The sequence below is a fragment of the Enterocloster bolteae genome (genome assembly GCF_002234575.2).
GTDB lineage: Bacteria > Bacillota > Clostridia > Lachnospirales > Lachnospiraceae > Enterocloster > Enterocloster bolteae.
The window spans coordinates 6,476,661-6,497,436 of record NZ_CP022464.2; the positions used below are offsets into that span (position 1 = coordinate 6,476,661).

Annotated in this window: 25 protein-coding genes and 3 pseudogenes; 3 read left to right on the forward strand and 25 right to left on the reverse strand. The window is 48.9% G+C overall.

From position 1 onward, the window contains the following. Nucleotides 1-200 precede the first annotated feature (200 nt). From CGC65_RS30175 to CGC65_RS30200, 6 genes and pseudogenes are all read right to left on the reverse strand, one after another. Nucleotides 201-1,025: pseudogene (locus tag CGC65_RS30175) on the reverse strand (VirD4-like conjugal transfer protein, CD1115 family); the annotation flags it as partial. Between the two features lie 84 nt (nucleotides 1,026-1,109). Then, nucleotides 1,110-1,475, reverse strand: coding sequence for a hypothetical protein (locus CGC65_RS30180; protein ID WP_014080225.1), 366 nt, complete (start codon nucleotides 1,473-1,475; stop codon nucleotides 1,110-1,112). Between the two features lie 77 nt (nucleotides 1,476-1,552). Next, nucleotides 1,553-1,747, reverse strand: coding sequence for a transposon-encoded TnpW family protein (locus CGC65_RS30185; RefSeq protein WP_005933543.1), 195 nt, complete (start codon nucleotides 1,745-1,747; stop codon nucleotides 1,553-1,555). Between the two features lie 43 nt (nucleotides 1,748-1,790). After that, complete coding sequence (locus tag CGC65_RS30190) at nucleotides 1,791-2,654, reverse strand: ATP-binding protein (RefSeq protein WP_005933545.1); 864 nt, start codon at nucleotides 2,652-2,654, stop codon at nucleotides 1,791-1,793. After that, nucleotides 2,651-3,400, reverse strand: a complete 750-nt coding sequence (locus CGC65_RS30195) for a phage replisome organizer N-terminal domain-containing protein (RefSeq protein WP_005933547.1) — start codon at nucleotides 3,398-3,400, stop codon at nucleotides 2,651-2,653. The genes CGC65_RS30190 and CGC65_RS30195 overlap by 4 nt, the downstream gene beginning before the upstream one ends. A 113-nt stretch (nucleotides 3,401-3,513) precedes the next feature. Next, nucleotides 3,514-3,912, reverse strand: coding sequence for a cysteine-rich VLP domain-containing protein (locus CGC65_RS30200; protein WP_005933550.1), 399 nt, complete (start codon nucleotides 3,910-3,912; stop codon nucleotides 3,514-3,516). A gap of 126 nt (nucleotides 3,913-4,038) precedes the next feature. Between CGC65_RS30200 and CGC65_RS30205 the strand changes: the two genes are divergently transcribed. Further along, a complete protein-coding gene (locus CGC65_RS30205; protein ID WP_005924829.1) occupies nucleotides 4,039-4,317 on the forward strand; it encodes a type II toxin-antitoxin system RelB/DinJ family antitoxin in 279 nt (92 codons plus the stop codon). Continuing rightward, nucleotides 4,314-4,604 (forward strand): type II toxin-antitoxin system YafQ family toxin, encoded by a 291-nt coding sequence (locus CGC65_RS30210; protein WP_002596328.1) that lies wholly within the window; start codon nucleotides 4,314-4,316, stop codon nucleotides 4,602-4,604. The genes CGC65_RS30205 and CGC65_RS30210 overlap by 4 nt, the downstream gene beginning before the upstream one ends. 107 nt (nucleotides 4,605-4,711) lie before the next feature. Here the strand turns inward: CGC65_RS30210 and mobQ are convergent, their stop codons facing one another. From mobQ to CGC65_RS30270, 12 genes are all read right to left on the reverse strand, one after another. Next, nucleotides 4,712-6,157 (reverse strand): MobQ family relaxase, encoded by a 1,446-nt coding sequence (gene mobQ / locus CGC65_RS30215; RefSeq protein ID WP_007037415.1) that lies wholly within the window; start codon nucleotides 6,155-6,157, stop codon nucleotides 4,712-4,714. Between the two features lie 186 nt (nucleotides 6,158-6,343). After that, the gene (locus CGC65_RS30220; RefSeq protein ID WP_005933556.1) at nucleotides 6,344-6,634 is read right to left on the reverse strand and encodes a DUF3847 domain-containing protein; all 291 of its coding nucleotides are present in this window, start codon (nucleotides 6,632-6,634) and stop codon (nucleotides 6,344-6,346) included. 28 nt (nucleotides 6,635-6,662) lie between these two features. Then, on the reverse strand, nucleotides 6,663-7,124 hold the full coding sequence (locus CGC65_RS30225) for an RNA polymerase sigma factor (protein WP_035394327.1): 462 nt from the start codon (nucleotides 7,122-7,124) through the stop codon (nucleotides 6,663-6,665). Between the two features lie 10 nt (nucleotides 7,125-7,134). Continuing rightward, nucleotides 7,135-7,587: a hypothetical protein gene (locus CGC65_RS30230; RefSeq protein WP_005933558.1), complete on the reverse strand. Its 453-nt coding sequence runs from the start codon at nucleotides 7,585-7,587 to the stop codon at nucleotides 7,135-7,137. Between the two features lie 103 nt (nucleotides 7,588-7,690). After that, nucleotides 7,691-8,104, reverse strand: coding sequence for an RNA polymerase sigma factor (locus tag CGC65_RS30235; protein ID WP_035394329.1), 414 nt, complete (start codon nucleotides 8,102-8,104; stop codon nucleotides 7,691-7,693). A 453-nt stretch (nucleotides 8,105-8,557) separates the two neighbouring features. Next, complete coding sequence (locus CGC65_RS30240) at nucleotides 8,558-9,019, reverse strand: hypothetical protein (RefSeq protein ID WP_038259777.1); 462 nt, start codon at nucleotides 9,017-9,019, stop codon at nucleotides 8,558-8,560. 5 nt (nucleotides 9,020-9,024) lie between these two features. Beyond that, nucleotides 9,025-9,840: an ABC transporter permease gene (locus CGC65_RS30245; RefSeq protein WP_002596321.1), complete on the reverse strand. Its 816-nt coding sequence runs from the start codon at nucleotides 9,838-9,840 to the stop codon at nucleotides 9,025-9,027. A 12-nt stretch (nucleotides 9,841-9,852) separates the two neighbouring features. Beyond that, nucleotides 9,853-10,647: an ABC transporter permease gene (locus CGC65_RS30250; protein WP_002596320.1), complete on the reverse strand. Its 795-nt coding sequence runs from the start codon at nucleotides 10,645-10,647 to the stop codon at nucleotides 9,853-9,855. Then, nucleotides 10,640-11,566: an ABC transporter ATP-binding protein gene (locus tag CGC65_RS30255; protein ID WP_002594743.1), complete on the reverse strand. Its 927-nt coding sequence runs from the start codon at nucleotides 11,564-11,566 to the stop codon at nucleotides 10,640-10,642. The genes CGC65_RS30250 and CGC65_RS30255 overlap by 8 nt, the downstream gene beginning before the upstream one ends. Nucleotides 11,567-11,701: 135 nt before the next feature. Further along, the gene (locus tag CGC65_RS30260; protein ID WP_002596319.1) at nucleotides 11,702-12,619 is read right to left on the reverse strand and encodes a sensor histidine kinase; all 918 of its coding nucleotides are present in this window, start codon (nucleotides 12,617-12,619) and stop codon (nucleotides 11,702-11,704) included. A gap of 5 nt (nucleotides 12,620-12,624) precedes the next feature. Continuing rightward, nucleotides 12,625-13,317 carry a response regulator transcription factor gene (locus CGC65_RS30265; protein WP_007037412.1) on the reverse strand — a complete coding sequence of 231 codons (693 nt, stop codon included), beginning with the start codon at nucleotides 13,315-13,317 and terminating at the stop codon, nucleotides 12,625-12,627. Further along, a complete protein-coding gene (locus CGC65_RS30270; protein ID WP_005933662.1) occupies nucleotides 13,310-13,498 on the reverse strand; it encodes a helix-turn-helix domain-containing protein in 189 nt (62 codons plus the stop codon). Before CGC65_RS30270 ends, CGC65_RS30265 begins: the two co-directional genes overlap by 8 nt. A gap of 144 nt (nucleotides 13,499-13,642) precedes the next feature. Between CGC65_RS30270 and CGC65_RS30275 the strand changes: the two genes are divergently transcribed. Continuing rightward, a complete protein-coding gene (locus CGC65_RS30275; RefSeq protein WP_005933665.1) occupies nucleotides 13,643-14,011 on the forward strand; it encodes a helix-turn-helix transcriptional regulator in 369 nt (122 codons plus the stop codon). 27 nt (nucleotides 14,012-14,038) lie between these two features. Here the strand turns inward: CGC65_RS30275 and CGC65_RS30280 are convergent, their stop codons facing one another. From CGC65_RS30280 to CGC65_RS30315, 7 genes and pseudogenes are all read right to left on the reverse strand, one after another. Continuing rightward, the gene (locus CGC65_RS30280) at nucleotides 14,039-14,338 is read right to left on the reverse strand and encodes a hypothetical protein (protein ID WP_007037411.1); all 300 of its coding nucleotides are present in this window, start codon (nucleotides 14,336-14,338) and stop codon (nucleotides 14,039-14,041) included. Nucleotides 14,339-14,354: 16 nt separating this feature from the next. Beyond that, complete coding sequence (locus CGC65_RS30285) at nucleotides 14,355-14,708, reverse strand: TnpV protein (RefSeq protein ID WP_035394338.1); 354 nt, start codon at nucleotides 14,706-14,708, stop codon at nucleotides 14,355-14,357. A gap of 26 nt (nucleotides 14,709-14,734) precedes the next feature. After that, nucleotides 14,735-16,615 (reverse strand): recombinase family protein, encoded by a 1,881-nt coding sequence (locus tag CGC65_RS30290; RefSeq protein ID WP_005933672.1) that lies wholly within the window; start codon nucleotides 16,613-16,615, stop codon nucleotides 14,735-14,737. A 90-nt stretch (nucleotides 16,616-16,705) separates the two neighbouring features. Continuing rightward, nucleotides 16,706-17,239, reverse strand: a pseudogene (locus tag CGC65_RS32010) (type IV secretory system conjugative DNA transfer family protein); the annotation flags it as partial. Between the two features lie 105 nt (nucleotides 17,240-17,344). Then, complete coding sequence (locus tag CGC65_RS30300; RefSeq protein WP_002569242.1) at nucleotides 17,345-19,162, reverse strand: reverse transcriptase domain-containing protein; 1,818 nt, start codon at nucleotides 19,160-19,162, stop codon at nucleotides 17,345-17,347. Nucleotides 19,163-19,742: 580 nt separating this feature from the next. Next, a pseudogene (locus CGC65_RS30310) lies at nucleotides 19,743-20,228 on the reverse strand (VirD4-like conjugal transfer protein, CD1115 family); the annotation flags it as partial. Beyond that, a complete protein-coding gene (locus CGC65_RS30315; protein ID WP_002569244.1) occupies nucleotides 20,225-20,725 on the reverse strand; it encodes a PcfB family protein in 501 nt (166 codons plus the stop codon). The pseudogene CGC65_RS30310 and the gene CGC65_RS30315, both read right to left, overlap by 4 nt. Nucleotides 20,726-20,776 lie beyond the last annotated feature (51 nt).

Sequence of the window (20,776 nt, forward strand, 5' to 3'; positions counted from 1 at the left end):
TCTGATTAAAAAATAGGTTTGTCATGTTTCATAGGCATACAAAAGCCGGAACAATCTGCCGCCCGGTTTCTGGGGGCATGATTCCGGCTGTCCTCCTTTTTCATTATTTTTCTTGCGATTGTCCGCTTTGTACGCCAATGGCCCGTAGAGGGCAGGTGCGGCGAATAGATAAGATCACTCCTTTCAAAAGCGGAACGAAGTTAAGCGCCCTTTGTGTCTACTTCATATACATCGCAGACCTCATTGGGCTTGAGTTTCAGCCTTGCGGACAGGAATGCTTCAATGTCAAAAGCGTTCTTGTCATCGGCGTCGGCAGTGTACTTGAAATTGGGGTGCTTGGTAATGTCGTACTTATCCGAAAGGAAAGGACGCACGCCACGCAGCTGGAGGATGCACTTGTTTCCGTCCATCGTCGCAAGCTCATCCTGGCTCATCAGCTCTTTCCCCAATTTTTGATAGTTGAGAGAGTGGGAGGTTTCCCGGCCACGGCTCTCTCCGGTGTTGTAGGTGTCGATGGTTTCCTTGCCCAGCACGGCAGCCAGCTCCTTGAGGGTGGTTGGCTCCTTACCGCCCAGGAAGATGGAAGTATCCATGTTGCCGATGATGGTATCCGCATTATCCTTATAGAGCGCCTTGAGCTGACTCTGCGCCTGCAACACCAGACAGGCGGAGATCTCACGGCTTCGGATAGTGGCCACCAGTTTTTCCAGACGAGGAATCTGCCCGATATTGGCGGCTTCATCAATGAGACAGCGCACATGGACTGGGAGCCTGCCGCCATACACATCGTCGGCTTTTTCGCAGAGCAGGTTGAAAAGTTGGGTATAGCACATGGAAATAAGGAAGTTGAAGCTATCGTCAGTATCACTCATGATGAGGAACAGGGCAGTTTTCCGGTCTCCCAGAGTGTCCAGCTCCAGCTCATCATAGGCCGTGACCTCACGCAGCTCTGCAATGTCGAATACCGCAAGGCGCGCACCACAGGAAATCAGGATCGACTTGGCTGTTTTTCCAGAGACAAATTGTCAAGGACTTTTTAATCAAATTCACAGAAAACTCACAAAAGGTGCCAGAAGCACTGTATGGCTCCTGACACCTCATTTAACAGATTACATTTTTCCGTTCAGCAGGTCTTTGCAGAGATACGCATAGTCTGGCAGCTGGTTGATATATGGCTCCCAGAGCCGCTTGATTTCGGCTAACTCCAGCGGGTCGGCTGCTTCCAGTGCATGATCGTTGCCAGTCATATATAAAACATCCGTAGCAACATCATCCAAACACTTGCCGCAGAGATCGGCGGCAGATTCTATCCTGATACCGGTATCCACATAGACTGGATTTACGCCAATCGTCAGCCAGACATAGCCCACCTTGTCCGACCAGAGCAATTCAAAATCAGGGCTTTGCCGCAGATGTTCCGCAAAGACTTCCTTTACTCGCTCAATTTCATGTTTCTCTTTTTCTGTGTAAAGCATTTTCATGTCCTCCTTGACAAAAATTTTGGTGCGTACCATCATCAGTTTAGCACAAGGCGGCTTAGTTTATCAGTCTGTCACATCTGCTGAATTTCATTTTTGAGCATACGCTTGATTTTATCGCTCATGGTTTCTGTGCTGGTATTGCTGAAATGGACATGAACCTTGTAGGTCGTCTTGCCGATTTTCTTTACCATCGCTGGCGTGTTTTCCGGCGCTCTGGCCGCAGCAGCGGCGTCTGCCATCTGCATAGTACGGGGTTCTTTGTTCATAGCGCTCCTTTCTCCGAACGGGTCTGTGCCGCCCGGTAAAAAATCAATCGTGCTTACTGTTTACAATGTCTTTTGCTGCCTGTCGGGTGACACCGGCATTTTCTTCCCGGAAATTCTTCCCGTCAAAGAGGATCGGCGCACACCGTTCCAAAATACGGTCATAGATACGGGCGTGGGCCAGATCAGGCGGATTTTTCAGCTCGGACAGTTTCAAGTTTGTTGTGATAATCATGGGTCTTCGGCTGCGATAGCGGCTGTCGATGACGAAAAACATCTGCTCCATAGCATATTCGGTACTGCGCTCTACACCCAGATCGTCAATGATAAGCAGGTCATATTCGTCAAAGCTGGCAATAAACTCTGACCTGTCCTCAGAGAACATCCCTGTCAGGCGGTTCAGAATGGTGGGGAAGTTCGTCATCAGCACCGGCACATCCTGGTCAAGTAGAGCGTTGGCAATACATCCGGCGAAAAAAGACTTGCCGGTTCCCACATCTCCAAACAGTAAAAGCCCGATATTGCTCTTATATGCCTCTTTCCAGTTCTCCACATAGGCATGAGCCTTGTCCATCAATGGGTTTTGCCTGTTATCATTGGAAAATGTGTAGTCGTACAGATAACGGTCTTGCAGGCCCTGTGCCTTTCGGCGTTTGATACGCTCCATGCGGCGCTGCCGTTCTTCAGCAGCCTTGCGCTGCTCCTCAGCCTCCCGCTGGCACTGGCAGATGCAGTGCGGCATAAAGTAGCCGGATTTCCCGAAGCATGGCACAACGGTCTGCCTCTGGCCGCCGCATTTCTTACAGTGAATGAGCCCGTCTGACGGGTCTATATACTCGTCCTCAGCCAATTCCACACCGGCAGCTGCCTTGTCGATGAATGCCCGGATTTCTGCGGTAATCTCAATCATACAGTTTCATCCTCCTTTACGCTGTAATCCCGGTTGCGTGAGGGTGTGACCGTTTTTTTAGCGTCCTCACCGGCCCAACGCCGGATGGTCGCTGCATGGCTCTGATAACGCTTGCCAGTAGAAGCCATGTACTCGGACAGCTTTTCGATGTACTGTTCCCATACAGCAGGAAAGCTGACCTGCAAGTCTGCCAGTTCTTCATCCGTCAGGAAAACATTCTGGTAACGGCCATAGGTGTGGGAAGGGTGCCCCGTTTCAGGGCGTACCTTCTCTATCTCTCTCTTTATCTCTATCTCTTTCTCTAACTCTATCTCTATCTCTGGTGGACGAATGTCGGACAAATGTCCGCCACTTGTCCGGAGCGCAGAAAGAGCCTTATTTTGAAGCCTTGCAGCCCGCTTTCGCTCGGCCTCGGTAGAGGACTGGCCTATTAAAAGTTCGATGTTGCTCATGTAGAATGTGCCGCTGTCCAGCACTTCCACAAGACCCAGCTTCAAAAAGATCTGCAAGGCTCTCTCCACAGTGCCGATCTGCTGGCGGGTAATGGTAGCGATCATCTGCGCTGTGTAAGGGATGTCCTCGTCAAGCTGGAGCCGCCCGCCATGTTTCAGCGATTTCAGGTACAGCTTGAGCAGAATGTTGGAATACAGCACACCGTCCTGCATACTTTCCAGCAGCACGATGGAATCATCATCAAAATAGTTTTCTTTGAGTTTCAGGTAATAATATTTTCGATTGTCTGACATAGGGTTCCTCCTTAGGGGTTCTTTTGGGATTCTGTACGCATTTTAAGGCTATTTTAGGGGTCAGAGGATAAATCTATCAGACTGCCTTTGACACCCTCAAAAAAAGCCTTGATTTACAAGGGTTTTTCAGCCCCTAAAGCGTGACATTTCTCCCGTTGTTTCCGCTTGCGCTTTGCGGCGTTAATCCGCTTCATGCGTGCGGCACATTCCGGGCAGTATTTAGCCCGGTTAGAACCGGGGGTAAACAGCGCCCCGCATACGGCGCATTTCTTAGCATTCAGCCGGTGGAACAGCGCCGTTTCCAGTTCCTTATCCTGCGGCAATACCGCCGCCCGAAACCACCTGCACAACAGGGAGTAGGAAATGGACTGGACACAGATACATTCCTCCCCATCGTCCAGGGCGATACAGTTTCCGGCAATGTAGTTGCAGCACTCATGCACCAGTTTCCGCGCTCTGCGGTACTGGCGGTAATCCATGACAGGGATAGGTTCAGTCTTGTTGTTCTTCATAAATGATTTCTTTCATAAAGCAGGTAACCTCCTTGAATGAATTTATTGTTAAATATTCGTGCAAAGTATTGTTTTCTTCGTGCAAATGGCATATACTATAATTGCCAGCAGAAAGGGGTTGATCGTATGGCTGGAAATACCACAAACATCAGTATCCGCATGGACGCAGATTTGAAAGCGCAGGCGGACGCACTGTTTACGGAACTTGGCATGAACCTGACTACGGCGTTTAACATCTTTGTGCGCCAGTCGCTTCGTGAAGGCGGCATTCCCTTTGAAGTAAGGCTGGAACAGCCGAACAAAGAAACGGTTGCTGCCATGCTGGAAGCGGAAAGGATTGCAAAAGACCCGTCTGTAAAGGGCTACAATGACCTTGACGAGTTATTTGCTGACCTGAAAAGATGAAAGAAACCAAATATACCGTCAAGTACACGACCAGTTTCAAAAAGGACTACAAACGAGCCATCAAGCGTGGCTTGAAGATTGAGCTGCTGGAGCAGGTCGTAGCATTGCTGGCAATGGGCGAACCGCTGCCGGATAAGAACCGTGACCATGACCTGTCCGGCGATTGGGCAGGTCATCGGGAATGTCATATTCTCCCGGACTGGCTGCTTGTCTATCGCATAGAGGATGATGTTCTGGTGCTGACGCTGGCCCGCACCGGCACACACAGCGACTTGTTCGGCAAATAAACAGTCTGCCGCCGTATGGGGAAACCTGTACGACGGTTTTTCTGTATGCAAAAGTATGTCGTGAAACGCGACGCACTTGACAGGGGTACGCCAAAACGCGGTAGCCTTTACCGCTCCGGCCCACGGTCGTGAGACTTGTCCCTTTCCTGTCGGGACAGCTGCTCGGCGGTTTTGCGGAGCCGTTCCACTGCTTTCAACTCCTCCCGCATGGATTTCATGGCAAGCGTGTCCGTCTGCTTTCCGGCGGCCAGCTGGTCGATTTCCCGCTGCCATGCCTTCGGGGTGATCCCCTCGCCGCTGTCTTTCAGTTCTTTCAGATACCGGGCTGCTGCATCATACAGGATCAGTTCCCGGCTGTGGCGCTGCTCAAACTGTTCCCGTTTTTCCGGTTTTACTTTGGCAAGCTGCTTGTGGATGGACTTGTACTGGTTGTACTGTTCCCACATCTCCCCGCGTTCGGTAAGAATGGCGATCCGGCGCTCAGCCTTGACGATCTTTCCCCGCAGGTCATAGTAACAGCTGTTCATATCAGCGATTTTTTCATGAAGCTGCTGCATAGACTGGATGCCGTTTACCTGCAAAAAGCTGAATAGTGCAGCGCTTTCCTGCAAAGCCCGGATTTTGCCGGTGCGGGTGCGGGGAGCGTTCAACTGCTGTTGGGCTTCCCACAAGGCGGTCAAGCTGCTTTGCTGCGTTTGTGGTTTTTCCGCTTCCGCTTTCGACCAGCGATAAAGACGGGTAATGCGAGCTTTGATTTCTTTCAGCAGCTTGTTGTCGGCGACGATCTGTCGGTTTACTTCCCCCTTGTCGGTGCGGATACCGCGCTTTTCCATTTGGCTGGCAGCTGGCCCCAGATGGACAGAGGGAATTTTATCAATGCCCTGCCGCTTGTAGCTGCGGTGGTCAATACGCTCCGGTCTACCGGCAGATTCCAGTGCCCGGTTGGTGTAGGCTGCCCACGCTGCCCGCCAAATCTCCACATTTCCTTTATCGTTCCAGTCGGTCGTATCCTCCCGATGATTTTTCCAGCCGCCTTTCCCATCCGGGATACGCTGTCCATTCTCGTCCAGATCGTATGCCTTGCGGCACTTTGCGCCCCACTGTCCATTTTCTTTCAACGGCCGGAGCGTCAGCATGATATGGACATGAGGGTTGCCGGTTCCCTTGTCATGGATAGCAAAGTCGGCGCACATTCCTTTGTCTACAAAGTTGTCCTTCACATAGGCACGCACAAGGGCAAGCTGTTGTTCGCCGGACAGTTCACGGGGTAAAGCTGCCTCAATCTCGCGGGCAAGCTGGCTGTCTCTTGCTTTCTCGATTTGCTCCACGCTGTTCCAGAGGATAGAACGGTCTGCAAATTCCGGCGGGGCGTGGGCAGGCAGCATGATCTCCGCATGGACAATGCCGCCTTTCCGGGTGTAGTCGTGGATCATTCCGTCCCATTCATTTGTCAGCTTGGTTCCACTGCGGTAAGCAGCTGCGGCAACGGCTGAACGGCCTGCGCTGCGCTTGATGATACTGACGGGGATATGACAGAAATCTATGGGGAACACCTCCTTTCAGTGAGGGGATAACAGGCTCTGTGGAGCCGGACAAACGCAAAGCGGGTGTTTGGCTGCGCAGAGCACACAAGGGGTTTGGGGAGCGTAGCTTCCCATCGCGGACGAAGTACGCAACGCCCCCGGCAGGGCGCACAGCACCGGCAACGGTGTATAAGTGCGCCCTTGTAAACAAGGGACTTATGGCATATCCCCGGATTTTGGCAGGTTTGCAGTCAATTCCGCAGCCCCCGGAAGATAGGACAGGGCAATCAGAAATGCTTTGACCTCTGCGCCGGAAAGGCTGGAAGCCAGCGGGAAAATCCCCTCCAAAATGGCTCCGCGCTCAATCAGGCGGCGGGTGCGAACCCTGCGTTCTTCGTTTCGTTGCTTGTTCTCCAAAATCTTCTTGCGGTTTTCAAGCTGCCGGATCTCCTTCAGGACTTCCTGCCGTTCTTCTTTTGGGGGTTGGGCTGTAATTTTTTCGTTCATGTCATGCACCTCTTTTCTTTGGAAACGCTTATAGATTGACCGTCCATTTCTGACGCGCAAAGTACCGGCGCAGCCTCCGCAGTGCAGCGTGGATGGATTTTCCCGCCTGTGATGGTGTGATACCCTCCATTGCGGCAATATCTTTCACTTTCATACCCAGCATATAGCGGGCGTGGACACGGCGAGCCTGCATAGGCGGCAGGGAAGAAATGGCTTCATACAATCGCCGTATCAGTTCTTCGTATTCGGCTAATTCTTCTTTTTCTATCAGATGATCCTCCGGCGATGGCTGCGCCCAGCCGATTGCAGCATTTTCGATTCCATCGTTACAATCGAGGGAGTAAAACGCCTTATACCGGAACATCTTGCGTTCTCTGGCGGCCTCGGCTCTCTTATCCAGAAGAAACGCTTCGACGATCTCATCGGACACCTCCACAAAAATGTCCTCTTTGCAAAATGGATAATATTGTTTGAGATTGATGGTCTGCATAGGCACGCCCTCACTCTGTTTGAAAAAGGTCATCATAGCAGCGGCGCATATTCCGCAGACCCCGACGGATGGAAACGCTGACCTTGCTGCTGTGGACGCCCTCTCTCCGGGAGATTTCCGGCTGCTTGATACCGGCAATGTAGTAGGCGTGAACACGGCGGGCCTGTGTCGGAGTGGCATGAGCCAGAGCCACCGGCAGAGCTGCTATCAGGTGCAGGCGGGTGGTCATTTCTTCTCGTTCCAGCAAAATATCTTCCGGCGATCTGCTGTGTTCCAGTGCGTAATTTTCCAGCCAGCTGTATGCCTCCAGAGAGTAGTAGGCGCGGTGGTAGACTTTCCGACGCTCATAGTTCTCCATCTCCCGCTGGGCCTGATACATCGCTGCCCATACCTCGTCCGTAACATCCACAAACTCGTCATGCCGGTAGTGGGGATACATCCACCGCAGATTGATTGTTTTCATAGGCTTACCTCCTGAAAATCGGAGAGGCGGGCAGCTCGTCCGCTGTCCGCCCCTCGCTGAGATAAGGGAAATGATCCCTTTCACTTGGTAGCCAGAAAACAGGTCATTCGTTAAGCCTGCTCTCAAAGAAATTTATAAATTTTTTTCTGACCGCCTCCACACTTTGATACACAGCCACTTTGGAGCAGCCGCACAGCACACCGATCTCTGCAAGGCTCAGCCCGTCAAGCGCATAGAGCAGGAACCGGCGGCGCTGGGCCTCGGTACAGGTGTCCAGAACTGCCATCAGCTCATGTAGCGTTTCCATGCGGCAAAGGTATTCTTCCGGCGTTTCGCCGTAGGCTCCTACACCCTCGGTGGTAATGATGTACTCGTCAAACTCCCGGCCATCCCAATGCCGCCGCTGTTCATGGAACAGGTTCTCCGTTTTGTGATCTGCCCGATCAAGAAATTCATAGACTTCCAGCGTGACCTCCACGGCCACAGCTTGTCCGTTATAATTGATGGTAACTTCCATCTGTCCTTCCTCCATTCAGACTTTTTTGGGAAAATCTGAATGGGGTGGTGGGGCGCGGCACCGGGGATAAAGTTCGGGCCATGCTGACCCGATGTTCCGGCTCCATAGGGACAAAAAAGCGCCCGGACGGCATAAAGCCATACGAGCGTCATGGAATATATTTTGCTGTTTAATTACATGGTATAGTGCATACTTCTGACCGCATTGCTCCGCTGCTGGGAACAGGCTTTTTTTAGCTGGTGCAGGTCATGGGTACTGTGAAAAAAGGCAAACATAGACACGGCGGCATCCTCCTATGTGCCGCCGTGGATTTACACGGTGTTAGGTCGTCGTTGGTTTAGGATAAACGAAAAGAAACGGCGGCTCTGAAATCAAAGCCACCGCTTCATAGGCGCGTGGAAATGTGTCTGCTTTACGACGGCTTTTTTTCTTTTGCCGTCGTCCGGCAGAATGTTACTCCATATTCAATTCAATGCTTCCAGTGAAATTTTCACATTCAATGCCGATATAGTTTCCACCTTCAGGGAGTGTAATTGTATCACTATATGTTCCGGTTGTTTCAAGCAAAGTGACTTCTTCATCAGCTCCAGAAATCCAAAATACTTTTGCAGTTCCATCCGTAACCTCCAGCGCGCAGTCAATAGACAGATCCTTACCCGCTTCACGCTTTATGGAAGTTCCGCCGAACAAATACTCTGTATCTGAAAAATCCTCATAGTTGGCTGTATAGCTTCCTGTATAATCATCAATTCCTTTTTCTTTCGTACCTTGTAAGGATGAATTTCCGGTAAGTGCTATGGAACCAGCAGACTGAACAATATTGTTATACTGATCGAGAACTTCATCTTTTGTACAACCGGAAAGCACAGAAGCGCCCAACAGTATCAAGCATAATGATAGAACTATTTTCTTCACAGGTATCACCTTCCTTTCCTGCGTACAGCACGCTTTCCTTTTCCCTTGGAATTTGCCTGTTTACGGGATTTTATTTCTTTTTTGTTACTGGACATCAGTAACAACAGCACCGCCCAGAGAACCATGATGCCAACCCCAATGACTGCCAGCAAAGGATTCGGGGCTGTGGTTGTTCCGGCATATCCACTCATGTCAAAGCCCACTAAAATCAGCGCAGCAGAAAACGGATAGATGCTGGCAAGGATACCGCCTTTGAAGAACAGCATGCTATATCCAAGGAAAAACGCCAGAATGGAACCTCCCAGATATGCCCCTCGGATCTGCCCAAAAATCAAGATCAGCGGCATACAGACCAAATAGGTCGTCAGAGCTGCCAACACGATCTGTGTACCTCCATGAAAAAACACTTCCACTGTCAGTCCCGATAATCCAACCGTCAATCCAGTAATCAAGGTAACGCCAACGCTGTATATTCCCAGCAGGACTGCAAAAATCCCGACCCAAAAGAGCTTAGCTCCCAGCATTTTCGGCATGGAAACAGGAATTGTCATGATGTTTTTCAGCGTATCATGGGTGGATTCTCTGTCAATCAGCCAGCTGCCAATCATCACCAGTGAAATCGGAAAAAACATCTGCGTATTGCCCCAGACAACATTCTCAAACAGAGTGGAAAAATCATAGTTTGGATTTCGGTACTCCGCCTCCACAATCAGCTGGCTCCCATATTGCACCAACGGACAGAGTGCAAGCGCCACCAGCCCCACCCAAAGTATTTGGCACCGGCGTAGCTTGAGCAATTCTGCTTTTAATAAATTCCACATAATTACACCCCCTTAGATTTCCTGGCGCCGGTAAACCAACGCAATCAGCGCAAGAAATACAACGGCTTCCCCAACAATCACACCGAACACCTGAACACCATTCAGAAAATACGGACTGATCCGTTCCAACAAGTCTGCCAATTCCGCACTGGTCTGGCTTTGGTCATAAAATTGGAAGGTCCAGCGGAAAGCCAGCGGTCCCGGAAACAGGGTTCCGATATTCAAACCAAAAGGCTGTGTGAGGAACGCATCGCTCATCGAAAGGATATAATTTGCAGTCGTATAGAAAAAGGTAATCACGACCGACACGATATAGTTTTTATTAAGAAGAACAACGAGCAGGATACATGGAAGTGCGCCTACCCACATAATCAGCCCTTCTTCTATCCCAACGCCAAACAAGGTCCAAAACCCAACCGGCTCCCAGCCCTGAAACAGCAAAACCGCAAGATTTACCAATCCTCCAACTGCCATAAAGCCAACGGCAAACAATAGCAAAACCAGCATCTTGGACAGCACCAACTTGGTTCTGTTTATCGGTATGGTAACAAGGTTTTTTAGTGTGTCATTGTCCAGCTCCTCAAACAGCAGATTGGAAGCCAGTATCACAAGGAGCGGCATCAAAAGCAAATAAGCACTGAGCTGGAACAGGCTGGACATCACTCCATTTACAGCATCCACATCAGTGTTTACATCTGCCAGAAAGAAAGCATAAGCCAATGGCATGAAAACAGAAAGCAGCAGAGAAATAAATACCAAGGGCTTCCGTTTTAATTTCAAAAATTCGCATTTGATTAGTTTAAGCAATTCCTTCGCCCCCTGTCACACGCTTGAAGTAATCTTCAAGACTTTCTTCACAGGTATGCGCCTCCGATACCTCCAATCCGTTTTCTACAAAGGCAGTTACAATTTTCCCCACAGGCAGATCAAGGTTGTGCAGGCGCAGATTGTGGTCGTCCTGTATGGAAAAATGGTTTTCATGGAAATTGCGTTCCAAAATTCTTGCCGCCTGTGCAGTATCAGAGAGTGTAAACCGGATATGCTTACTGCTTTTTTGCTCCAGTTCAGCAAGGCTTTCTTCTTCCAGCAATGCGCCGTGGTCGATAATTCCAATATCGTCAGCCAGCAAGGAAATCTCCGAAAGAATGTGACTGGAAATCAAAATGGTTTTTCCTCTTGCGTCGCAAAGCTCCCGAATAAAGGAGCGTACTTCTGCAATACCGATAGGATCGAGACCGTTGATCGGCTCATCCAAAATTAAAAGTTCTGGATCGTGCATAACGGCAAGGGCGATGGCAAGCCGCTGCTTCATACCAAGAGAATACTGTGAAAAGAGCTTTTTATCTTTGTAAGGCAGTCCTACCAGATCCAGAGCATCTTTGATGGCATGATTGTTTGGTACGCCCCGCAGGGTAGCAAAGATACGCAGGTTCTCTGTGCCGGTCAGATTGGGATAAAAGCCGGGAGACTCAATCAAGCTACCAATACGGGGCAGCAATTTCTTTTCATTCCCCTGCAAGGGTTTCCCCCAGATTTTGACCTCCCCGGAAGTCGGCTTCGTTAAGCCCAACAGCATTTTCATGGTAGTGGTTTTTCCGGCTCCGTTTCTGCCCAGCAGACCATAAATTCTCCCACGCTTCACATGGATATTTAAGTCAGCCACACTCTTTTGTGAGCCATATTGCTTCGTCAGATTTTTTGTTTCAATGATGTAATTTGTATCCATATTCAAAACCTCCTGTTCTGTAAGGTATTCTATCACGCCAACCTTGCATTAACCTTGCCGCAACCTTGCATTAACCTTGCAATTTGAAATCCGGCAAAAATGACAAAGGTTCCCGCCATAAAGACGGGAACCCGCTTAAATCTCCAAAGGAAAAAGCAACATAAATTCAGTTCCTTCTCCCGGAAAGCTTTCAACTGTTATGCTTCCACCCATCTTTTCTACAAGCTGATGGACAATAGAAAGACCAAGTCCGCTTCCTTTTTCGGAGCGTCCTTTATCACACTTATAAAGCCGTTCAAATATGTGTTTCAAATCGTCTTTCTCAATTCCTACTCCATTATCCGCCAGCAGCAGCTCCATGTTATTTTCCTTCTTTGACAGGACAATTTTGATTTTGTCTGCATGGCTGTGAGCGATTACATTTTGAATGAGATTGTTGACGATCCTCATATAGCTGTCCATATCCAATCTTACCCGGACAGGCTGTTCGGGAATATCAATGTCATAATCAACCTGTTTATCCTCAAAAATCGGTATCCAGTCAATCAGGATATTTCTTGTCAGCTCTGCGGCCTCAACGCTCTGGATTTCCAAAGCAAACTCATTGGAATTTAACTTGAACCAGTCAAAGAGCACATCAATATATTCTTTCAGATCATGGGCTTTCCGTCGGGCGGTTTCAATATAATCATCCCGGTCTTTTCCTGTGACCAGTCCTTTGTGTGCAGCGTCAAGATACCCAATCAGAGTGGTAAGGGGTGTCCGAACATCATGGGAAAGGCTCGTCATAAGCTGGCGGTTGGTTTCTTCTGTCTGCCGTACAGTTGAAAGTCTGCTTTCATAGGACACAACAATCTCATTGATTTCATAGGCAAGAGGTGCTGTCAATTCATTTGTTGCAGACAGAATACGCCGGTTGCCATTTCCGTTTTTCACATCAACCAGCACATCGGTCATTTCTGCGATTTGTTTTTTTACGCGCCGAACGAGAACGATGGAAGTCAGCACAGCCACAACAGCAATCACAATGGACAAGAAAACGATGATTTCCATATTGGCTATACCTCCTTATTAAAGCGGTAGCCAATCCCTTTGACCGTTTGGATATACTTTGGGCTTGAAGGATTGACTTCTAATTTTTTACGAAGCCGGCTGATAATCGCCATAATGTTACTGTCATCATAGAAATATTCTTCGCCCCAAACTTCCTCATAAATCTGCTGTTTTGTCAAAATTTTTCCTTGATGCTTTGCGCAGTACAGGAGCAGATCAAATTCCTTTGGTGGAAGTTCAAAAGTGCCATTTTCCGTCGTAACAGAACGATTTTCAAGGTCAATTTGCAATCCATCAAAATCCAGTTTTTGCACAGCTCCGGCTTGATGATTAAAGCGGGTGTAGCGGCGAATGAGGGACGCAATACGGGCAATCAGTTCGTCCATATCAAACGGTTTTGTCAGATAATCGTCCGCCCCGGCCCGTAAGCCCCGCACTTTAGAAATGCTGTCATTTTTGGATGTAAACATCAAAATCGGCAGGCTGTTCTCTTTGCGGATTTCTTCCAGCGTTTCAAAGCCATCCATACCGGGCATCATCACATCCAGCACCACAAGCTGATACTCCTGCTCTTTTAATTTCTGCAAGCCCTCTTTTCCGGTATTACAAAAATCGGCTTCTATATGTTCCGATTGTACGCTGCGTTTAATCAAAGCGCACAGTTCTCTGTCATCATCTATAATCAAAATTTTATTCATGGCGTAGTTCCTTTCCTTGTTTTGTCCGGCCATCAAGCGGCTTCTCCGCAGTTTTAGGGAGCAGCCAAACACCGGCCATTTTCACAGCGCCGGGGATACGCCCACCGGCACAATAATAATTTACCCTACGAGGTGTCACGCCCCATTTCTCGGCGGCCTCTTTCAATGTCATATAGTCCATTTCGCACCTCCACAGAGTACATTATAGTTCTCTTTCTCGAACAATGCAAGAAACGGAATGTGAATTATAAACTTCAACCAACCTGCATATAGCAACATTCCACAGGCAAAGTATGAATTATACAATGTAACTGGGTGATGTTATATGGCGAAAGTTGAAGATTGTCCCGGTTTTGAAACCTTCGGCGCAGATGTCAAAGCCGCACGAGAGGCAAAGCGTCTGGCACGAAAAACATTGGCAGAAATGGTTGGGATTGAATGGCGGTATCTTGCCAACATTGAGAATCAAGGTGCGATTCCGAGCCTGCCTGTGATGATCCAGTTGATTAAGGTCTGCGGACTTCCCGTGGAACGGTATTTTAACCCGGAGATCATGCGGGAAGAAAGCGAACAGCGGCAACGAGTCAGCCACAAGCTGAAGCTTTGCCCTGAAGAATACCTGCCGATTATCGAAGGTGCCATAGACGGGGCGCTCAAAATGGAACAGACTGCGAAGCAGAAGGAGGACGCATAATCGCGGCCTCCTTCTGGCGTTTCTATATCAAGTTTCCCGGCACTTTTCCCAAAGTTCCCGGCACCTCTGCTGGATTTCTCCGGTTTCTGTCACAGTCAGATCGCGGTCATTTCCGGTAATCTTATCTTCCAGAAAGTTGGCGTATGTATCCAGCAAGGCGTTTCGCAAATCCTCCGGAGTTTTCTGTATTTCGGCGCTGTACCAGTCATTCCGGTGAGGTTCCCATGCCATCAATGTATAACCGTGGCTGGTCTGCACCACCTCATACAGAGGATCATCATCCAGATATGCCTGAAACACTTTCAAAACCTTTTCAAAGGTCAGCATTTCCCGCACCTCCCATTCAGCTGCAAATCAGTTCCCTGATTAAAATTTCCTCAATCTGTGCCGTTAATGTGTTCATCAGTCCTACCCAGCGCATAGGATCACAGGCTTTCAGTTCCTCAGTGACACCCGCAGCCTCCATCATGTGAGGCAACATGGTGTCCACGCGCTCCTGCGCTGTCCAATCAATCTCTAACAGGTGCGGATACAGTTTCTCGCTCATCAGCAGTTGGTTGTAGAGAATAGGACGGTGTTCCTTCAGGTAGGACTTTCGCATCCTGCCGTACTTGCCGATAGAAGTTTCCGGCTGTTCAGAAAGTTTTAGGTTGGGTATATCATAATCTCCACAACGAATGTAAGTCAACTTACTCATATTCATGCTCCTTTGCTCCGTGATGATTAGACTGCTGCGCTGGCTGCTATGCTGCCTTTGCGCGGTTCTTCTTTTGGTAGCTGCCCGATAGTAGAAAAAACACCTTTTTTCATATCCTCAGCCCGGATCAGGGCTTTCTTAGCGTCCATTTCCGCTTTTTTCTTCGCCTTGATTTTGTCCTCATACCGTTTCTGTGCGCCGCTGGCTTTCCGCTTCAAATAGTTCTGATGGAGCCTGTCCTTGCGTTCTTCTCTTTTCCGCAATTCTTCCTGTTCCTCTGGGGTTAAAGGAACCGGCTGTAAGGATGGTGGAATATAGCGTCCTAAAAAATTAAAGTAGATTTCAATTTCCTGCGTGGTATCCTGACTGCCTTTTCGGGAGCGTTCATGGACAAGGATTTTCTCTACAAACTCGTTGAGCATGGTATTTGTCAGCGTGTCAAAATTCTCGTACTTATCAATCAGGGCTATAAATTTCTCTGCTGATTTCTGGCTCTGCTCATAGCCGGTAACAGCCTTTTCCAACTCCGCAATTTCAATCTCAAGTGCGTCCTGCTCTTTGGCATACTGTGCATCAAGCGCCTTATATCGTGTATCCGGCAGCTTGCCGAGGGCGTTATCCTCATAGATTTTGCAAATCAGTTTTTCCAGTTCTCCGGCTCTCTTTTGGGCAGTAGCCAGATGCCTGCGCTTTTTCGATATATCGGCACTCTGTTGAGCAACCTGCGTCTCCTGAACAGTGTGAATAAATTCCGTCCGGTCATTTCTCGAATATTCAGCGATAGCCCGGAGTGTGTCGGAAACCAATGTCAGAACAGCACTCTCATTGATACGGTGTTGTGTAAGGCATAGTGTCCCACACGGAACTTTGGTATAATTGGAACAGGTATATTGAGAAATCCGCTTGCCATTGTTGGTGCGGTGGACATACATCTTGCCGCCACAATCGGCACAATAGAGTAAGCCTGTGAGGGGAGCTGCTTCGCCCCAGCCGTTTGGATAACGCCGTACATTGCTGCGGATTTTCTGCACCAGATCAAAGGTCTGCTGGTCGATAATGGCTTCATGGGTATTCTCAAAGATCGTCCACTCGTCCTCAGAAACATAGTGGCTTTTCTTGTCCTTAAAGTGCTTGCGGGTCTTGAAATTGATGGTGTGCCCCAAATACTCTCGTTTTTTCAAAATGTTCACGATGGTAGATGATCCCCATCCATAGGGGTCTTTGACCGGCTTTGAACGGTTCACACCCTCGTTGAAGCGGGCAAGGTGTACGACGGGAATTTCAATCCGATCTGCGGATAATTTGCAGGCAATCTGATAAGGCCCATATCCCTCCAGCGTGAGGGAGAAGATACGGCGTACCACTTCGGCGGCTTCCTCATCTACCAGCCAATGCTCCCGTTTTTCGTCCCATAAGTAGCCGTAAATCACAGTGCCGGTCAGGTGCTTGCCGCTCATACCTTTTGCCTTAAACACAGAACGGATTTTCCTGCTGGTATCACGGGCGTAAAATTCATTCATGATGTTGCGGAATGGGGTAAAATCGTCATCGCCTTTCAGACTGTCCACACCGTCGTTGATGGCGATCAGACGAACACCGCGTTGCCGCAAAACCTCCATGACCTGACCGACCTTCAGATAGTCGCGCCCCAACCGGCTCATGTCCTTGATGACGATTGCCTCTACACGCCCTGCCTCCACTTCCTCCATCATCGCCAAAAATCCGGGGCGGTCAAAACGGGTGCCTGAGATACCATCATCTGTAAAGTGCGTAGGGTTTGGCAGCCCATTCCGGCGGGCAAAATCCTCTAACATCTGTTTTTGGTTGGATATGGAATTGCTCTCGCCCTGTAACTCGTCGTCCCGGCTCAGGCGCTCGTACAGTGGGGTAATTTTTTCATTTCTCATGGCTGTACCTCCTGAAACAAAAATGCTCTAAGTGATTGCTTCACTAACCATGACAAAATCATGATTAAGAAGTCACTTAGAGCATATATCACCAGCGGCCAGCTTATATTTCTTATACTGGCGCACCGCAAAGTGGTTTGGCTTCTCGGCTTCCAATGCGTCAAACATCAGGTCTACGGGGTTTTTGAACTCCTCGTCATCCTCCCGGACTTCCATGGCGTTGATGAACTCAATGAGGGTGGAGAAGTTCTGCTCCTCCACCGGAGCCTCATAGTGGATATAGCCAATAAGCGCGCAGTACAACAGCGTTTCTGCTTTTACCCAAAAATCGTCTCCGGCCTTGCCTTCGCCTTTGGTATTGGCGATCAGCGTTGTGACCAGCTTCAAGATGTCCTTTTCGCTATGGATATAGGCGAAAGGGTTATAGTGCATTGATTTTCGGAAGTTGATGGTATTTAGGACCTTGATGCGGTATGGCTCATAAATGACCTTGCCGTGCTTATCCTTCATGGGCTTTCCGTCCTTTCCCAGTTTGGGTGCGCCCCTTTGGAGCATTTTCCCGCACTCCACCAAAATGGTTCCCTTCGGGTCTGTGACCACATAAGAACTGTGCATCTGCATCAAATATGAGGTAGGCACCCTGCGCCTTGCTGACTTTCATCAGTAGGTTTCAGGGAGCCGCCTCCCAAACCGGACGTACACCTCTCAGCGTATCCGGCTTTCCATGAATCACCTTGATTCTTTGGTTTCGTGTAAGAGTTCAAAGCAGTCAGGGCAGAGAGCCAGAGATTTTCTTCTTATTTTCAGCATTTTCTGCTCAAATATATCCCTGCCTTTCAGCGATTTCAGCGTTCTTACGTGGTGCATACATAAATAGTCTGCATGTTCCCCGCAAATCTCGCATACTCCGGCCTTTATGCGGTTTACTATCGTGTGCCTGCTGTCATATTTCCTATAACTCGGCATAACGTCTGCCACATTGTCATAGCCGTCGCTGTGCTTTCTGAATCCATCATGGTAAAATTCGCAGTATTTACGTCCCTTAGTTGTATCGTATGGGATTCTCAGTACTCCGTTTACCATGTGCCGCTTCTTAATAACACTGACATTCGTTCTGTGCTTTCCTGCCAGAGTTTTTAACATGCTGTACCGCACCATGTAGTAATACTTGTGCAATGCGCCTACGTTTTCTGCTATCCGATAGAAGTTATATAACCCTCGAATTTCGGAATTGAAAGTAGACACAATCTCTGCATCGCTGCGGTTCATCAGGTCTTTCCTTGGCATAGGCCGCCACATTTCTTTGCCTGTGTCATTGTTGCGTTTCACCTGTATCGCTCCCCGTTCCATCGCTTTTTTAATCCATTTTTCTTTCGGCATATACAGGAATACTTTTCCATACCACACCCGTTTCATGTCGCCGTTTTTACAACGCTTCATGTTCTTGGAATGGATTACTTTGAAATCGTACCCCAGATAGCGTACCGGCTTACTGGAATGGGTGACTTTCGTCTTTTCCTCGGACATTTCCAAATGCAGTTTTTCTTGGAGAAAGATTTTTACATCTTCCTTGATTTTTTCTGCGTCCTTTTTGGAGCCGATAACGCCAATTACAAAATCATCGGCGTAACGGTTGTACTGGATTTTCTTGAAGCCCTCCTCAAACGGATTGTAATAGTGCTGATCCATCTTCTTCCTTCTGGAATCCTTAAATTCTTTTACCAGTTCAGGAGTTGATTTTTCTGCGCCCATTAACGCTTTACGTGCCTTTCTGTATCTCCGGGACGCCCGCTCGTATTCTCTGGTCGTCCTTCTGCGTTCTGGCTCGCAATCATACTTTTCTTTGTATTCCTGCATATAGTTGTCCAGTTCGCTGAGGTAGATGTTTGCACATATCGGACTGATACCGCTGCCCTGCGGAACACCGGAGTAGGTGCAGTTGTACTGCCATTGTTCCATATATCCGGCTTTCAGGAACTTCCAGATTAGACCGATAAAAGCCTCGTCTGAAATCCTTTTCCGCAGTAATTCAACCAACACATGATGGTCGAAGTTATCAAAGCACGCCTTAATGTCTCCCTCGACAATCCATGTAACACCTGTGAAGTTTTTCTTCACTTGCGTAAGTGCCGTGTGACAGCTTCTTTTTGGTCTGAAACCGTGTGAATTGTTGCTGAATGTCGGCTCATAGATTGCTTCAAGAATCATTCTGACCACTTCCTGCACTAACTTATCATCAGTAGAAGTGATTCCCAACGGGCGAAGTTTCCCGTTCTTTTTAGGAATGTACTTTCTTTTTGCAGGCTTTGGCTGATATGTCCTGTTGCGTATGGATTCAATAATCCGGTTAATTCTCGGCAGGCTCATGTTGTCCAGCGTCTGCCCGTCTACCCCCTGCGTCATGCTCCCCTGCGATTTCGCAATGTTCGCATATGCAAGGAGATAGAACTCTGGATTGTATAGGTTGCGATATAATCTTTCATATTTGTTGTTACTTACACTTGCCTTTTCTTCAAGGCTTTTCAAGACATGAATCGGATTTCTCATAGTGTCTCACACACCATCCTTTCTGTTTTGAAAATGATTCACTGTTCCCCTTTGCCATGTAGACGGCTTTCCCGTCCGCAGACTACTATGGGAACTCTGTTGCCATGGTGAATATTCAGAACCCCGCATTTCAGCGTTTTCATAGCCTTTCGGCATTTCACTTTAGGCAATCCCCGTTTAGTACGGTATAAACAAGCGTTCCACGTTGTCGGTATGTGACGTTCGCCTTTTTCCACTTTCCCGTGGCTGAACCTGCTCCGAGTATCAGCAGCCGCATAGCCAAACAATGCGACTGTCAGGAACACTGACGAGTACAACCTCTCTACGTCAGGGGTACGCTCTTGGTCCCGATTTCAGGCTGTCATTCAAGCAGTCTAGCTTCCATCCTCATACGTGGATTTTCATTCCGTCACGCCGGCGCTTCTGAGGCTTCAGCGCCCCGTGTCCTCCGTCATGCTATGGTCGCCCTCCGGTTTCCCTTTTGGGGTAAGACGGGGAATGATAGGTTGCGGCACAATGCCGCTTGATACTTTTACCTACTACTTGCTCAAGGTAGGATTTATACCGCCCTTACGGGCGCACTCGGTTTGAGCCAGAAGCGGGTCTTACCGGAACCGGAGCCGCCGATCACCAGCACATTTTTGTTTCTGGCGGTCTTTGGGTCCTTGGGTCGGCTGTTCATGGTCAGGCTTTCGGTTTTTGTGAGAATGACATTGTTCTGGAACACCGGGTCGATGTAGGGAGCAATATCCTCACGGGTCCCCCAACGGGCAGAGCCATACTCCATACCGTGACGGTACTTCTTGGCGTTTTTACTTTTGAGGTACACCGCCAGACGCAGGCCAGCACCGCAGCACAGCCCCACCAGCAGATCCAACGGGTGCAGGCTGGGCCAGAAGCTTTGCAGCGCCCCAGGCAGGACAGCAAACAGAGAAAGGAATTTCTCTGAAGCATTTGCCCCCTGAGCCAATCGCCATGCCTCCCCGAAGTTGGTAGCAAACAGCCCCATCAGGAGATAGGGCAGGTTCAGCAAAACGAGCTTTTTGGTGTCAAACTGCTTTTTCATCGTTCCAGCTCCTTTCGCTTGGTGCGGTCCACCACGGCATTTTTGACCATCTCTTTGAACTGACTGAGTTTTGCCAGCACAGACGGGCGTTCCGTTTTCTCGGCCTTCTTGACCTTTTTGCTGGTGTACTCGGTAAATGCAGCGGTCAGCGCATCGGCGTCACGGCCTTTGAAAAAGATCAGGTACTTGGGTGGGGAGCTGCTGCGGTCTTTCTTCACCGCATAATCCACACCATATTTCCGGGCGATCTTCTCAAATTCCTTGATGGAAGGGTCTGTGATCTCGATATTGGAGATCCCCTGATTCTGACCAATGAGCTGCTTGACGGTCTGTTTTCCGTGGGGTGTCACAGGAGCATCACGGCTTCTTTTCTTTTGCAGCTTCTTTTCCTTGCAGTGGGCCATGTACTTGCTGATGGCGGCTTTGAGCAGCCGACCGGTGAACTTTGTTCCGCTGACAACCAGCGTTAAAGTCCTGTTTTCCACTTCTTCCTGCATTTTCATCGCCTCCTTTCCACAAAATGTGCAGGGGTGGTGCACTTCTTTCTA